Below are 11,984 nucleotides of genomic sequence, written 5' to 3' on the forward strand. Positions count from 1 at the left end.
GATTTTACTAAAATTTTTATAAATTTTAGGATAAATATTAAAATGTTTTTTGAAATAGCATTAATAGGAACAACCGCGAGTGGAAAAACATATATAGCAAATACTTTAGCAAGAGAATTGGATGCTGTTGTTTTAAGTCTCGATAGTCTTTGTGTTTATAAAGAGATTAATATAGCAAGTGCCAAGCCTTCGCAAGATGATCTTGCGAGTATAAAATATTTTGGGGTAAATTTATTGAGCGTGAATGAACATTTTAATGTTGAGTTATTTATAAGAGAATATCAAAAAGCAAAAGAATTTGCTTTAAGCAAAGATTTACCTTTAATTATAGTAGGTGGAACTGGATTTTATTTAAAAACTATGATAGATGGTTTAAGTGAAAAAACCTTGGAGTCAAAAAGCCTTTTAAGTAATGATGAAATTTATACTCTTTTATTAAATATTGATCCAAACTATAAAATAGAAAAAAATGATACTTATAGATTAAAAAAATGGCTGGGTATTTATGAACAAACGGGAGAAATTCCTAGTAAATTTTTAAAAAAAACACAAAAAGCTGGGATACTTAAAGATATTGAAATTTATGAGCTTACATGGGATAAAGAAATTTTAAAAAAACGCATTCAAACTAGAACAAAAGAAATGCTTGATAATGGGCTTTTAGATGAGGCAAAAATTCTTTTTTCTAAATTTAATCATAAACTTAAAGCATTAAATTCTATAGGTTTGAAAGAGTGTAAAGAATATTTAGATGGTAAAATTTCCTTTAAAGAGCTTGAAAATTTAATCACAATACATACTACGCAACTTGCCAAAAGACAAAGAACTTTTAATAAAAAATTTCAAAGTAAAGCCTTGGAATTTGATAAAGCTTTAGCTACTTTAAAAATGAAATTTTCAATCGAAAAATAAATGTTCTATTAGAATTTTTACTCCTAGTATAACTAAAACTAATCCTCCTAAAAGTTCGGCTTTATTTTTAAGATAAATTCCAAATTTATTTCCTATTTTTAGAGCAATGATACATAAAATGAAGGTGATAATACCTATTAAAAATATAGCTAGTAATATTTTTACATCCAAAAATGCAAAACTTATACCAACGGCTAAGGCATCAATACTTGTAGCAATTGCTAAAGCTAACATGGTTTTAAAGCCAAATTGATTGGAATTGCTATCGCATTTTTCATTTTCAAAAGATTCTTTAATCATTTTTAATCCTATGAAAGAGAGTAAAATAAAAGCTATCCAATGATCAATACTTGCAATAAAAGATGCAAAAGTTATACCTATAAAATAGCCAATAGTTGGCATTAAAGCTTGAAATCCACCAAAATAAATTCCAACAATAAAATAATGTTTTAAATGTAATTTTTTAATGCTAAAACCTTTACATAATGATACAGCAAAAGCATCCATTCCTAAGGCACAGGATAAAAAAATAAGACTATAAAAATCCATCATCAATCCTAAAAATTTTATAAAAAATTAAAGATGGAATTATAATCAAATAAAGATAAAAATCATATAATTTTAATATATTTAATGAAATTTTAAGTAATAAATATATATAATTCAGTTTTATTTTTTAATCCTTAGTAAATTGGCCCATTCGTCTAGCGGTTAGGACATCGCCCTTTCACGGCGGTAACACGAGTTCGAGTCTCGTATGGGTCACCACTTTTTTAACTTGTCTTTAAAATAATGAATTTTTGTTTTATTATAGTAAATTTTAATAAATCTTAATAATTAGTTTTGTAGAATACAAATAGCTTTTTGATATAAGTCTATTAATAGACTTATATCAAGGCTGGGCATTATTGAGCTGATCTTTGTTCTTTTGATTCTTTTTTATGAGTTTTGGTTTCATGTTTTTTATCAGCTTTAGCTTTCGAATGATGAGTTTTTGTATGCGTTTGATTTACATCGCTTGGAGCGTTAGCTGCAAAAACATTAGCCACAAAAGCACCTAGTAATGCTGAAATTAATACAACTTTTTTCATATCTTTCTCCTTATAAATAATTTTTAGTTGCAAAATTAATTGTAGTGATTAAAAATCAACAAATAGATATTTTTTGAAAAATATTTTAAAAAAATATATTTTTTTTATTTATATTTAAATTAATATTAAAATATTACAAATATATTGATTTATTTAAAACTAAAATAAAGAGATTTTTTAAATATTAAGCTTTTAAGATATTTTTACTCTTTTTAATATTATTATGGTAATATTTTCAATATCAAATTAAAAACAAAGGAGAAATTATGTTTGAATTAAGAAAATTGCCTTATGATACCAATGCTTTTGGCGATTTTTTAAGTGCTGAAACTTTTAGCTATCACCATGGAAAACATCACAATGCTTATGTTACAAATTTGAATAATCTTATAAAAGATACTGAATTTTCAGGTAAAGATCTTGTAAGTATTATTAAAACTTCAAATGGAGGTGTATTTAATAACGCAGCTCAAGTTTATAATCATGATTTTTATTTTGATTGCATTAAACCAAGTACAGGCTGCGGCTGTGGTGGTTCATGCCAAAGCATGAATGCTAATTTACAAGCAGCTTTAGAAAAAGAATTTGGTTCTTTAGAAAATTTTAAAGCCGAATTTATTAAAGGTGCAACAGGAGTTTTTGGTTCAGGGTGGTTTTGGCTAGTTTATAATACTAAAAATCAAAAACTAGAATTTGTAAGTACTTCAAATGCAAATACACCAATTACCGAAGATAAAGTCCCTTTGCTTGTTGTAGATGTTTGGGAACATGCTTATTATGTAGATCATCGCAATGCACGTCCTGCTTATTTGGAAAAATTTTATGCTCATATTAACTGGGAATTTGTTTCAAAAGCTTATGAGTGGGCTTTAAAAGAAGGTATGGGATCAGTTAGTTTTTATGCTAATGAACTTCACCCTGTAAAATAAGTTTAATCTTTTTTGTGTTAGAATGAATTTTGGCTTAATTGTCAAAATTCTTACGCAAAAAAGGAAAAAATGGATAATTCTTTATCTGCATACACTCAAAAATATGACAAAGAAGGTTATGGACTACAATATCCTGATGGTCATGTTATAAGATTTTATGAGAGAATCTTAAAGTATAAACTAAATAAAACAAGTGAAAAAATTACTTGATTTTGGTTGCGGAAATGGCGTACATTTTAAGTATTTTAAAAATATAACTAGGGGGGGGGATTGAACCTTATGGCATTGATATAGTCTCTAGTTTAAAAAAGGTTTGGGAAAAAGATCCTTGTTTAGATTCTAAAAATTTTCAATCATATCTCCTAATTCTAGTTTTAAAAAACTCTTTAATATAAAAATAGATTTCATATTTGCAAATCAAAGTTTTTAATGTTTCAAGCCTTTATATCTATGCCTTGCTTATTCAGTATTTCTAAGATTTCTAAAACATCCATTCCATTTTCTTGTTGAACTTTTAAAAATTGTTGCCAAAAATTTGTTTTTACTTCATCTTTGTAAGTTTCGCTTTTACTTTCTGCTTGTATAGGTTTAAAAGTTTTTGTTTCTTGTTCTTTTTGGTTGTTATATTGTTCTTGTGCAGTTTGCATTTCTTGCTCAATATTTTTTCTGTTTTTCTCGGCAATTTCGCCAAATCTAGCTTCGTGTTTGGCTTGAAGATCTAACCATTTTTGTTTAAATTCTTCTACACTCATACTTGTGTGATAAATTTTTACATATTCTTTTTGTAAGTCTTCATCCAACCAATGTACCGAAGCTTTATTTTTTGCTTTAAAATCTTCTTGGCTTAATTCACCCTTTAAAATCTGATCTTGTATAGAGCCTTTAGCGATAGGAATTTCTTTTGTAAGTTCATCTAAATTTGCAACATTTGACTTGTTTTTATCATTTGGAATTTGAGCGGTATTTTTATCGCTCAAATTCCAGTTATTTGTTGTGCTTATTCCAAAAATGCTTAAACTCGAATTTATAGTATTCATATTTTTTACCTTTTAGGATACCAACCACCAAGAGCACTTTCCATTTGCTCTTTGTATTTACCCGCTAACTCTTTAATAATTATATTATTATTTAAAACAGCACTAGAATTTATTCTATAAGCAGTTTGTGATGAATAATTATATACAATAACTCCATAAGTGAAAAGCACATAAGGTTGTCCTAAGTCAGAAACTTTTACTTGTCTTTTAACTGTATATCCTAAAGCATTTAGGACAGGATCTCCAGCAACTTGCATATATTCTTGCAATTTGTTTTGACTTGGAGCACTACAAGTAGCAACACCTATACCGCATAATCCACTTTTTGATGGAACATAATTACCATTTTTATCGTATTTGATTTCACTTCCATCGCGATCGCCAAAATCAACTCCAGCATCGTGAGCATTTATTGTCGTAATGGCTAATGCACCAATTTCGTTATCCCCTATGTTAATAAAACCGACTAAATACCCACCCTTAACTTGTTTTATCTCATCTAAATTAAGAGCTTTAACCCCTTGAGAATTATCACTTAAAGCACCATTACTCACTTTAGCTAAAAAATCCCCAGCAAAAGCAGAACTTGCCAACAAAGAACCTAAAATCAATGAACTTGCTAATTTTTTAAACATAATTTTTTCTTATTTAATTATTTTTACTCTTTATTTGAATAATATCACAAATTATATATTAAAATCAACTTTTTTTATTTGGAACATTCATTGCTTTTTAAAAAAATTTTGAAAAATAGTTAGAAAGGTAACAATGAAAAAGATTTGTTTAGCATTTATGGTTTTAGTTAGTTGTGTTTTTGCTAGTGATGAGCTAAATATAGATAGTTTATTTAAAAAGCAAATAGGCTTAAGAAGCATTACAAGCTTTTCTTTACTTAGCACAGGAAATGCAAATTCGTATTCTCTTTATCCTAATATAACAATAGGCGAGATCCTACAATTTGGAATGATACAAAGCAAGTGTTTTTAACTCAAACTTTCATTTACACCCTAACACCTAAGTTTGACATACTTATTTCAGGGGGCGGAAGTTATGCAAGAGCTGAATATACAAACTTTTTTACAAATGAGTATTCTATAAAAACAGAATAGGTTTTGATAGTTTATGGCTAGGTTTTATTTATACAGGCGATAGCATTACAGATTTAATTCCACAAATTACCTTTCAAACTGCAGTCGTTCAAAGAGAAAAAGCAATCAATCAAACCAAAAACTTTTATCTAAAATCACAAAGCTTACAAGCTAGTTTAAGGGGATATAGCGATCCTGTAGTTTATAGTATTTATACAGGATTTGGTTATAATCAATCAAGAAAATTTAAAACCCTTAAAATAGAGTATGGAAATAGTATTTATGTGGCCGGGGATTTATCTATTATTCTAAGTCCTAAAATTACTTTAGATTTAGGAGCAGAGCAAAGATTTCAAACCGAGCAAAAAATTAATGGTTATCAAAATTCTGAAGTGCGTTCTATTCCAACTTCAAGTTTAGGTTCTACTTATAGCATTAATTCAGATACCGCAGTTTCTGTTAATGCTAGTTTTGGAGGAAGCTCTGCTTCGCCTGATAGCATATTTGGGATAAGCTTATGGAAAAAATTCTAAAAATTTTATTATTTTTACCCATTCTTGCTTTGAGTGTAAAAGCCGAATGGGTAGTTAAGTCTTATCAAGAAATTAAAAACGAAAGAGTAATAAGACAAACTTATGAGCAATCTTGTAGGGCTTCATCTTTAGCAACTTTACTTAATATACTTGATGATCAAAAAAAGTTTGATGAACTTGAACTTTTAAAGATTATGAGTGGACAAGAACTTTATACGGATATGGTAAGCTTTGCAGATTTAAGCGATGCAGTTAAAAAACTAGGTTATGAAAGCAATTCATATCAAATCAATAGAGAAAACTTGGATAAACTTGTAAATATTCCAATGCTTGTAAAAATTGAAGATGATCCACGCTTTCCACATTTTGTTATAATTATCAATCATAAAGGTAATTATTTACAAGTGCTTGATCCAAGCCATGGGGAATATATAAGTTCTAAAAGCCAATTTTTTAGTATTTGGGATAGATATAATAAAGGCGGTTATGCTTTAATTGTTGCTCCTAAAAAAGAGCTAAAACCTTTTAAGTTAAATACTCCAAAATCTTTACATTTTGATTTCAGCCCTTTTAGTTTGTTTTAGTTTTAATTTTTTAAACAAGAGAACAATTTTAATTTTAACATTAAAAATGTCTGTTTTAAGCATATTTATACCCTACAAGTGCCGAAAAAATAGGGGTTGATTTTTGTCTAAACAAGTATAAACAAGATATAATATCAAACAAGGGGAAAAATTAAAATTTTTGCCTTATAGTTTTAGTTCTTTTCTTTAAATAACTTAATCTTGTATTGTTATTTTCTCTTTGGTATAATATCTTTACTTCGGGCGAGATTATCTGATTTAAACATCATAGAAGAAAAACTTGATTTAAAAGATGAATTTTTTGCTTAGATAGCTCAAAAATTATATTTTCGGTTATACAGAACTTGAAATAGGAAGCCGTTTTGAAGCTAAAATTTTACAAAAAGAATTTTTAGGTGAGTTTTATAGACTTAAATTAAGATATAAAAATATAGAATTTTCATGCTACTAAGCTCAAGTTATAATTTAAAAGAAAAAATAAATTTTGATATTATTAATTTTTAGCTAAAATTTCTAAAAATCTTTGTAAGGATAAAAATTTAATGAAAAATCTTTTAATCATAGGTGCAGGTGGAGTAAGTCGTGTGGCTACTGTAAAATGCGCAATGAATTTGGATACTTTTAGTAAAATTACTCTAGCTAGTAGGACAAAAAGCAAATGCGATGAAATTGCTACTTTTATTAAAGAGCGTTTAGGGGTGCAAATTGAAACTGCACAAATTGATGCTAATGATAGTGATGCGGTTGTAGAGCTTATTAAAAAAACAGGGGCACAAATTTTGCTCAATGTAGCTTTACCTTATCAAGATTTAAGTTTGATGGATGCTTGTATAAAAGCTGGAATCCATTATATTGATACAGCAAATTATGAGCATCCTGATTTAGCTAAATTTGAATACAAAGAGCAATGGGCAAGAAATAATAAATTTAAGCAAGCAGGGATTTTGGGACTTTTAGGAAGTGGATTTGATCCAGGAGTAACGAATGTTTTTTGTGCTTATGCACAGCAAAATTTATTTGATGAAATTTCTTATATAGATATTTTAGATTGTAATGCAGGTGATCATGGTTATGCTTTTGCAACTAATTTTAATCCTGAGATTAATTTGCGTGAAGTTTCTGCTAAAGGGCGTTATTGGGAAAATGGAAATTGGATAGAAACAGAACCTATGGAGATTAAAATGCAATGGGATTATCCAGAAGTAGGTGTAAAGGATAGTTATTTACTTTATCATGAAGAGCTTGAAAGTTTGGTAAAAAATATAAAAGGTTTAAAAAGGATACGCTTTTTTATGACTTTTGGACAAAGCTATTTAACCCACATGAAATGTCTTGAAAATGTTGGAATGCTAGGAATTAAACCTGTAATGCATCAAGGTAAAGAAATCATTCCTATAGAATTTTTAAAAACCTTGCTTCCTGATCCTGCAAGCTTAGGACCACGCACTAAAGGTTATACTAATATAGGTTGTGTGATTCGTGGTATAAAAGAGGGAAAAGATAAACAAGTTTATATTTACAATGTTTGCAATCATGAAGAATGTTATAAAGAAACTGGAGCACAAGCTGTAAGTTATACTACAGGCGTTCCTGCTATGATAGGCACAAAGCTAGTTGCTAAAGGAATTTGGCAAGGAAAAGGTGTATTTAATATGGAAGAATTTGATGCTAAGCCTTTTATGGATGAGCTTAATTCTCAAGGTCTTCCTTGGAAAATTATTGAAATGACTCCAAGTTTGGGAGAGTAAGTGTTTAAAAACACTTACTTTTGTCCTATGTAAATAAAATGCTCTACACTACCTTCAAAATTATACAAGTTAATCAATTCATAATCTCCCCAAAATAAAGGTTTAAAAGGTTTAAAATCTTCTTTTAATTCTTCTATATTTTTAGTAAAAGTTTAAAAATTAAGAAAAGTTTAATGTTATTCTGCTCTCTCTAGCTATTAAGTAAAAATTAAGTTTATTTTTTCTCAAAAAATTCTCCAAAAATTAAAAACTAATATCGTTATTATATTATTTTAATTTAATTGTCAAGGTTTTTTCTAATAAAATGATACATTTTTAACATTTGAATATTTATTTTTTTCATTTTCTTGAGATAAGATATAGATTTTTTGCTTTTGTCTCATTTTTTGGTAAAAAATTTAGTTTTTAATTTTTGTTTCATAAAATTACCCAAAATGAAATCAGTTGAAACAAAACGGACTAAAATTATGAAACAAAATAGAGTTTTAAATATTCTTATTTTAAAAAGTTTGATCGTTTAATATTTTTGGATAACCTAATTCTTCCGTCATATACTTTTCAAATCCTTCAATATCTAAAACATTATATAATCTAATAACCTTGTAATTGGTTTTTTGTTGAATTAGATCATCTTCTGCTGTTAAATTATTCTGTATAACTAATAGTATTATCTAACATCATTTTTCTTGTAGAACCTCCTATTAGATAAAATATAATTTCATCTGCCTTTACCATTTGATTTTTCATGGTTTTAAACAATACACAAGCAAAGAAGTCTTTATCCATTTCATTAGGTTTGTAAAGATTATCATATTTGCATATGTTCTTAAAATTATATTTTGCATTGCATATTGCAAATTTAATACCATTTCTCGGAAAAGAGGATCGAACCTCTAATGTTTTACCATTGTTTAACAATAAATCTATTTGCCCTATGGATGATTTAAATTCTGTAAAATTAACAATATCTCCAAAATTTCTTTTTATATAGTAAAACCAACCATATTCGGCCAAAATTCCCCCTAAAGCATCTAAAATCAGCCTTTCTTTATCTCTTTGTGATGTGCTATCGTTTGCTTTAAGTGGATTTACTTGTTTTGCTAAGTCCCAAGCTTGTTGATAATATTTTGAAGCTTCATCAGTTTTATTTTTAAAAATACATCTAATTACTTTGTATGTTCTTTTTACATTCATTGTATCGTTTGGTTTTTGACAGTTTATTATTTCATAATTAAATAGCATTATTAACACCCCTATGTTTTATAAAAATTCTAGAGTATAGTCTTTTTCCATTTATATACGCTCTATCGGTTTTTCCATTCCAGTCATTTCGTTTAATATAAATAAGCTCTCCACTGTTTACTTGATAATCTGCCCCAATAATTTCAAATTGTTGTGGATTGTATTTATCTAAAAATGTAATAGGAACTCCCATTATTCCAGTATAATCTGAAGGTATATCTTTGGACTTTGAAATTTCAATAGCATTGTAATTATCATATGTAATATAATCTTGATTATTATATTTTCTATTTAAAGATATTTTTTTATTTCGTTTTTGGTTATTAATATTTGAAAACCAAAAAGATCTTGCTCCCTCTACCAATTCTCCTTTTGTGTTTATAAACCATCTAACGCAATTTTGTCCTAACCATAATTTATTTTTCATCATATAGTTGAAACAATTTTTATAAGAAATTGCATTAGCATTTCCTATAATCAAAAAATCTTTTTGATTAGATATAAGCATATCTATAAATTCCCTAAATAGTGAAAATGGTGGATTTGTTACGATTATATTAGATTCTTTTAGCAATTTAATTGTTTCATCGCTTCTAAAATCACCGTTATTTTCTAATAAACCTTGATATTTTGGCTTATTTTTTTCCATAATAAAAATTTTACCCTTACCATTAGTATTAAATGAAGTACTAATTAATTTTTTTAGTTTTAATCTATCAAAATTTAATTTAAAAAATTTTGTAAAATTACTTTTTTGTGGATCATCGCAATTACAATAAACTATCCTATTTTTAAACGCATTTTTATAAAAATTTAATTCTTTATTTATATCTTCATATTGTGTATAAAATTCATCGTTTTTTATATTTTTTGCATTATTTAATTTAGAGCTACTGTTTTTATTCATTTATACTTAACCTTCTATTATTTAAATATCAATCTCGCCATATCTTTTTATAGGTATTTTTAAATTTGGAAAATTTTTATCCATAGTATAAATAGCACAGCAACCTTCTTTTTCAGCACAAAAATATTGCAAATAGTCTTCAAAGTCTCCTCGATATTTATCATAATAATCACAAGTCATATTAATGACACTTGCACCAAAAGATGCAATATTAAAATCTTTTTCTAATGAAATATCTTTTAAAAAATGAGTGAAATTATTTAAATTTTCTTTTTTGATAAGATAAGCAATGGTAGAAATCATATCTTCAGAGAAAACTATTTGAATGTTATTTGTAATTAAAAAATATATCAATTGCTTAGCTTCATTATGATAAGTTCTTTCAGCATTGAAGTAATCTAGGAAAATATTTGTATCTAAATAAACTTTTTTCATTTTTATATTCTACCTTCTTTTAAACCTTGATCTAATTTTTCTCTTTTTAATTCTTTGGCGGATTTTGTAGGATCAAATCCACCAGTAAGTATCCCAGCATATTTTTCTACAAATAGTCTAGCTTCTCGTTCTTTTTGATTTTCATCAAATAAAGAAGGTTGTGTATCATTAGAGATAGAGACTTTTTTATTTATGCTTGACCCTTCTTTTTTATCGAAGCTATATTGATTATTTATAGAGTTGTTTTTTACTTTTGTCGTTTTATCATGCTCTTGATTTATTTCTTTTATTTGATATTGTTTTTGATTATTTTTTATCTCATCAAGACCTAGATATTCTTCTTCTACTTCTAAATTTTCTCTAACTTCTAAATTTTCAAAATCCCATTCTCTAGTAATAGTATGTCGTAAGTTTTTTAAATCATTCCAAGATCCGCGTCCTACTAAATTTGGATTAAATAAATAACAATCATCACTACCAACACCAGCATACGATTTAACAAAATCTCGATCTATTTTAAAAATTACTTTTTTTTCTATTAATCCATTTAAAGCTCTATACATTCCAGCTCTACTTAAAACTTTATCTAAAATAATATTTTGTTTCATAGATTTATCAAATCTCACAACATTTTTATAATCTACTGAAGAAAGTAATGTAAAAAATAAAGTTTTTTCTTGAGGTTCTAAATTAATAATATAATGAATATTTTCAGTAAAAAGTTTAATAAAACTTTCTCTTGTTTGAACTTTTCTAACAATAATTTGATTTCTTTCTATAACTTCTCCAGTAATGCAATCAGTAGATAGATTATCTTTTCTATAAACTACTTGCTGTTTATTATTTTTATTAATTTCATTTAAATCTTTAATTTCTATTTCATTGATCATATTTTACCCTTCTAAATTTATAAAATATTGTATCATAATTTGAGACAAAGTAACCTTAATCTGTCTCACTGATGAGACAGATTAAAAGTGCTTTGAAACACTAAAATAGGCATTTAAAAGCATTTTTAATTAAGCTAATTAAGCTATCTCTTCTATATCTATTCTTATAAATTCAAACTCTTCAACTTTTCCCAAAAAATGAAACATATTTAAGTAAAATTTGCTTTAAAAAACTTTTCTTCAAATGAATTTAATATTTCTGTGATTTCTTTATTTGATAAGTTTTTTTGAAAATTCTATCAAGTCTGTTGGATATATTTTAATTACTTCATCTTTTTGCTTTTCTTTTATTTTTGTAAGCAAAAAAACACAATAAATTCTGCTCTTGCTCTGTAAAGCTAGGTAATTTGATTTTATTAAAATCGTTGTGATATTTAACTATATCGCTCATCTTTTACCTTTTGAAGTATAACCCTAAAGGCAAGGGACTTCTCTGCCTCTGCGGTTTTGCAAAAATACCATCATTTTAAACTTAAAAAGCTTTAAATTTAGATATAATACTACTTTAAGACGCTTACTATGTCGTTT

General features: G+C 26.9%; 13 protein-coding genes, 1 tRNA gene and 4 pseudogenes. 8 read left to right on the plus strand and 10 right to left on the minus strand.

The features are described 5' to 3' along the window. The first annotated feature begins 42 nt into the window (after positions 1-42). Positions 43-912, plus strand: a complete 870-nt coding sequence (miaA, locus tag ACOTU8_RS08190) for a tRNA (adenosine(37)-N6)-dimethylallyltransferase MiaA (protein WP_422342479.1) — start codon at positions 43-45, stop codon at positions 910-912. Here the strand turns inward: miaA and ACOTU8_RS08195 are convergent. Beyond that, complete coding sequence (locus ACOTU8_RS08195; RefSeq protein WP_422342480.1) at positions 898-1,461, minus strand: manganese efflux pump MntP family protein; 564 nt, start codon at positions 1,459-1,461, stop codon at positions 898-900. The two genes, miaA and ACOTU8_RS08195, sit on opposite strands and share 15 nt — an antisense overlap. 144 nt (positions 1,462-1,605) lie before the next feature. Between ACOTU8_RS08195 and ACOTU8_RS08200 the strand changes: the two genes are divergently transcribed. Continuing rightward, positions 1,606-1,680: transfer RNA gene (locus ACOTU8_RS08200), tRNA-Glu, on the plus strand. A gap of 137 nt (positions 1,681-1,817) precedes the next feature. Here the strand turns inward: ACOTU8_RS08200 and ACOTU8_RS08205 are convergent. After that, positions 1,818-2,003, minus strand: a complete 186-nt coding sequence (locus ACOTU8_RS08205) for a hypothetical protein (protein WP_422342481.1) — start codon at positions 2,001-2,003, stop codon at positions 1,818-1,820. Between the two features lie 266 nt (positions 2,004-2,269). On the opposite strand from ACOTU8_RS08205, the gene sodB reads away from it, so the two are divergent. Together sodB and ACOTU8_RS08215 are read left to right on the plus strand one after the other, a co-directional pair. Continuing rightward, a complete protein-coding gene (gene sodB / locus ACOTU8_RS08210; protein ID WP_422342482.1) occupies positions 2,270-2,932 on the plus strand; it encodes a superoxide dismutase [Fe] in 663 nt (220 codons plus the stop codon). A gap of 69 nt (positions 2,933-3,001) precedes the next feature. Beyond that, a pseudogene (locus tag ACOTU8_RS08215) lies at positions 3,002-3,356 on the plus strand (methyltransferase); the annotation flags it as partial. Positions 3,357-3,366: 10 nt separating this feature from the next. On the opposite strand, the gene ACOTU8_RS08220 reads toward ACOTU8_RS08215, so the two are convergent. Both ACOTU8_RS08220 and ACOTU8_RS08225 read right to left on the minus strand, forming a co-directional pair. Beyond that, positions 3,367-3,969: a hypothetical protein gene (locus tag ACOTU8_RS08220; protein WP_422342483.1), complete on the minus strand. Its 603-nt coding sequence runs from the start codon at positions 3,967-3,969 to the stop codon at positions 3,367-3,369. Positions 3,970-3,974: 5 nt separating this feature from the next. Further along, a complete protein-coding gene (locus ACOTU8_RS08225; RefSeq protein ID WP_422342484.1) occupies positions 3,975-4,604 on the minus strand; it encodes a bacteriocin in 630 nt (209 codons plus the stop codon). Between the two features lie 133 nt (positions 4,605-4,737). On the opposite strand from ACOTU8_RS08225, the pseudogene ACOTU8_RS08230 reads away from it, so the two are divergent. The 4 genes and pseudogenes from ACOTU8_RS08230 to ACOTU8_RS08245 all read left to right on the plus strand — a co-directional run bounded on the left by ACOTU8_RS08230 (position 4,738) and on the right by ACOTU8_RS08245 (position 7,922). Beyond that, positions 4,738-5,590 (plus strand): annotated as a pseudogene (locus ACOTU8_RS08230) (hypothetical protein). Then, entirely contained in the window at positions 5,575-6,174 is a 600-nt protein-coding gene (locus tag ACOTU8_RS08235; protein WP_422342485.1) for a C39 family peptidase, read from the plus strand. Before ACOTU8_RS08230 ends, ACOTU8_RS08235 begins: the two are co-directional and overlap by 16 nt. A 249-nt stretch (positions 6,175-6,423) precedes the next feature. Beyond that, positions 6,424-6,678, plus strand: a pseudogene (locus tag ACOTU8_RS08240) (ABC transporter ATP-binding protein); the annotation flags it as partial. Between the two features lie 38 nt (positions 6,679-6,716). Further along, positions 6,717-7,922 carry a saccharopine dehydrogenase family protein gene (locus tag ACOTU8_RS08245; protein WP_422342486.1) on the plus strand — a complete coding sequence of 402 codons (1,206 nt, stop codon included), beginning with the start codon at positions 6,717-6,719 and terminating at the stop codon, positions 7,920-7,922. A 14-nt stretch (positions 7,923-7,936) separates the two neighbouring features. Here the strand turns inward: ACOTU8_RS08245 and ACOTU8_RS08250 are convergent. The 6 genes and pseudogenes from ACOTU8_RS08250 to ACOTU8_RS08275 form a co-directional block, all read right to left on the minus strand. Next, a pseudogene (locus tag ACOTU8_RS08250) lies at positions 7,937-8,071 on the minus strand (methyltransferase); the annotation flags it as partial. Positions 8,072-8,567: 496 nt separating this feature from the next. Continuing rightward, the gene (locus ACOTU8_RS08255) at positions 8,568-9,164 is read right to left on the minus strand and encodes a hypothetical protein (protein ID WP_422342487.1); all 597 of its coding nucleotides are present in this window, start codon (positions 9,162-9,164) and stop codon (positions 8,568-8,570) included. After that, a complete protein-coding gene (locus ACOTU8_RS08260; protein ID WP_422342488.1) occupies positions 9,154-10,071 on the minus strand; it encodes an adenine-specific methyltransferase EcoRI family protein in 918 nt (305 codons plus the stop codon). Before ACOTU8_RS08260 ends, ACOTU8_RS08255 begins: the two co-directional genes overlap by 11 nt. 21 nt (positions 10,072-10,092) lie before the next feature. Then, positions 10,093-10,506, minus strand: a complete 414-nt coding sequence (locus ACOTU8_RS08265) for a type II toxin-antitoxin system VapC family toxin (RefSeq protein ID WP_422342489.1) — start codon at positions 10,504-10,506, stop codon at positions 10,093-10,095. 2 nt (positions 10,507-10,508) lie between these two features. Next, on the minus strand, positions 10,509-11,396 hold the full coding sequence (locus ACOTU8_RS08270) for a hypothetical protein (RefSeq protein ID WP_422342490.1): 888 nt from the start codon (positions 11,394-11,396) through the stop codon (positions 10,509-10,511). A gap of 328 nt (positions 11,397-11,724) precedes the next feature. Next, positions 11,725-11,847 (minus strand): hypothetical protein, encoded by a 123-nt coding sequence (locus tag ACOTU8_RS08275; protein WP_422342491.1) that lies wholly within the window; start codon positions 11,845-11,847, stop codon positions 11,725-11,727. Positions 11,848-11,984: the final 137 nt, after the last annotated feature.

The organism is Campylobacter jejuni (genome assembly GCF_049221745.1).
GTDB lineage: Bacteria > Campylobacterota > Campylobacteria > Campylobacterales > Campylobacteraceae > Campylobacter_D > Campylobacter_D jejuni_E.

Bases quoted from the DNA above. Each gene is read 5' to 3' on its own strand.
- miaA (WP_422342479.1), top strand. From the start codon at position 43: ATGTTTTTTGAAATAGCATTAATAGGAACAACCGCGAGTGGAAAAACA.
- ACOTU8_RS08195 (WP_422342480.1), bottom strand. From the start codon at position 1,461: ATGGATTTTTATAGTCTTATTTTTTTATCCTGTGCCTTAGGAATGGAT.
- ACOTU8_RS08205 (WP_422342481.1), bottom strand. From the start codon at position 2,003: ATGAAAAAAGTTGTATTAATTTCAGCATTACTAGGTGCTTTTGTGGCT.
- sodB (WP_422342482.1), top strand. From the start codon at position 2,270: ATGTTTGAATTAAGAAAATTGCCTTATGATACCAATGCTTTTGGCGAT.
- ACOTU8_RS08220 (WP_422342483.1), bottom strand. From the start codon at position 3,969: ATGAATACTATAAATTCGAGTTTAAGCATTTTTGGAATAAGCACAACA.
- ACOTU8_RS08225 (WP_422342484.1), bottom strand. From the start codon at position 4,604: ATGTTTAAAAAATTAGCAAGTTCATTGATTTTAGGTTCTTTGTTGGCA.
- ACOTU8_RS08235 (WP_422342485.1), top strand. From the start codon at position 5,575: ATGGAAAAAATTCTAAAAATTTTATTATTTTTACCCATTCTTGCTTTG.
- ACOTU8_RS08245 (WP_422342486.1), top strand. From the start codon at position 6,717: ATGAAAAATCTTTTAATCATAGGTGCAGGTGGAGTAAGTCGTGTGGCT.
- ACOTU8_RS08255 (WP_422342487.1), bottom strand. From the start codon at position 9,164: ATGCTATTTAATTATGAAATAATAAACTGTCAAAAACCAAACGATACA.
- ACOTU8_RS08260 (WP_422342488.1), bottom strand. From the start codon at position 10,071: ATGAATAAAAACAGTAGCTCTAAATTAAATAATGCAAAAAATATAAAA.
- ACOTU8_RS08265 (WP_422342489.1), bottom strand. From the start codon at position 10,506: ATGAAAAAAGTTTATTTAGATACAAATATTTTCCTAGATTACTTCAAT.
- ACOTU8_RS08270 (WP_422342490.1), bottom strand. From the start codon at position 11,396: ATGATCAATGAAATAGAAATTAAAGATTTAAATGAAATTAATAAAAAT.
- ACOTU8_RS08275 (WP_422342491.1), bottom strand. From the start codon at position 11,847: ATGAGCGATATAGTTAAATATCACAACGATTTTAATAAAATCAAATTA.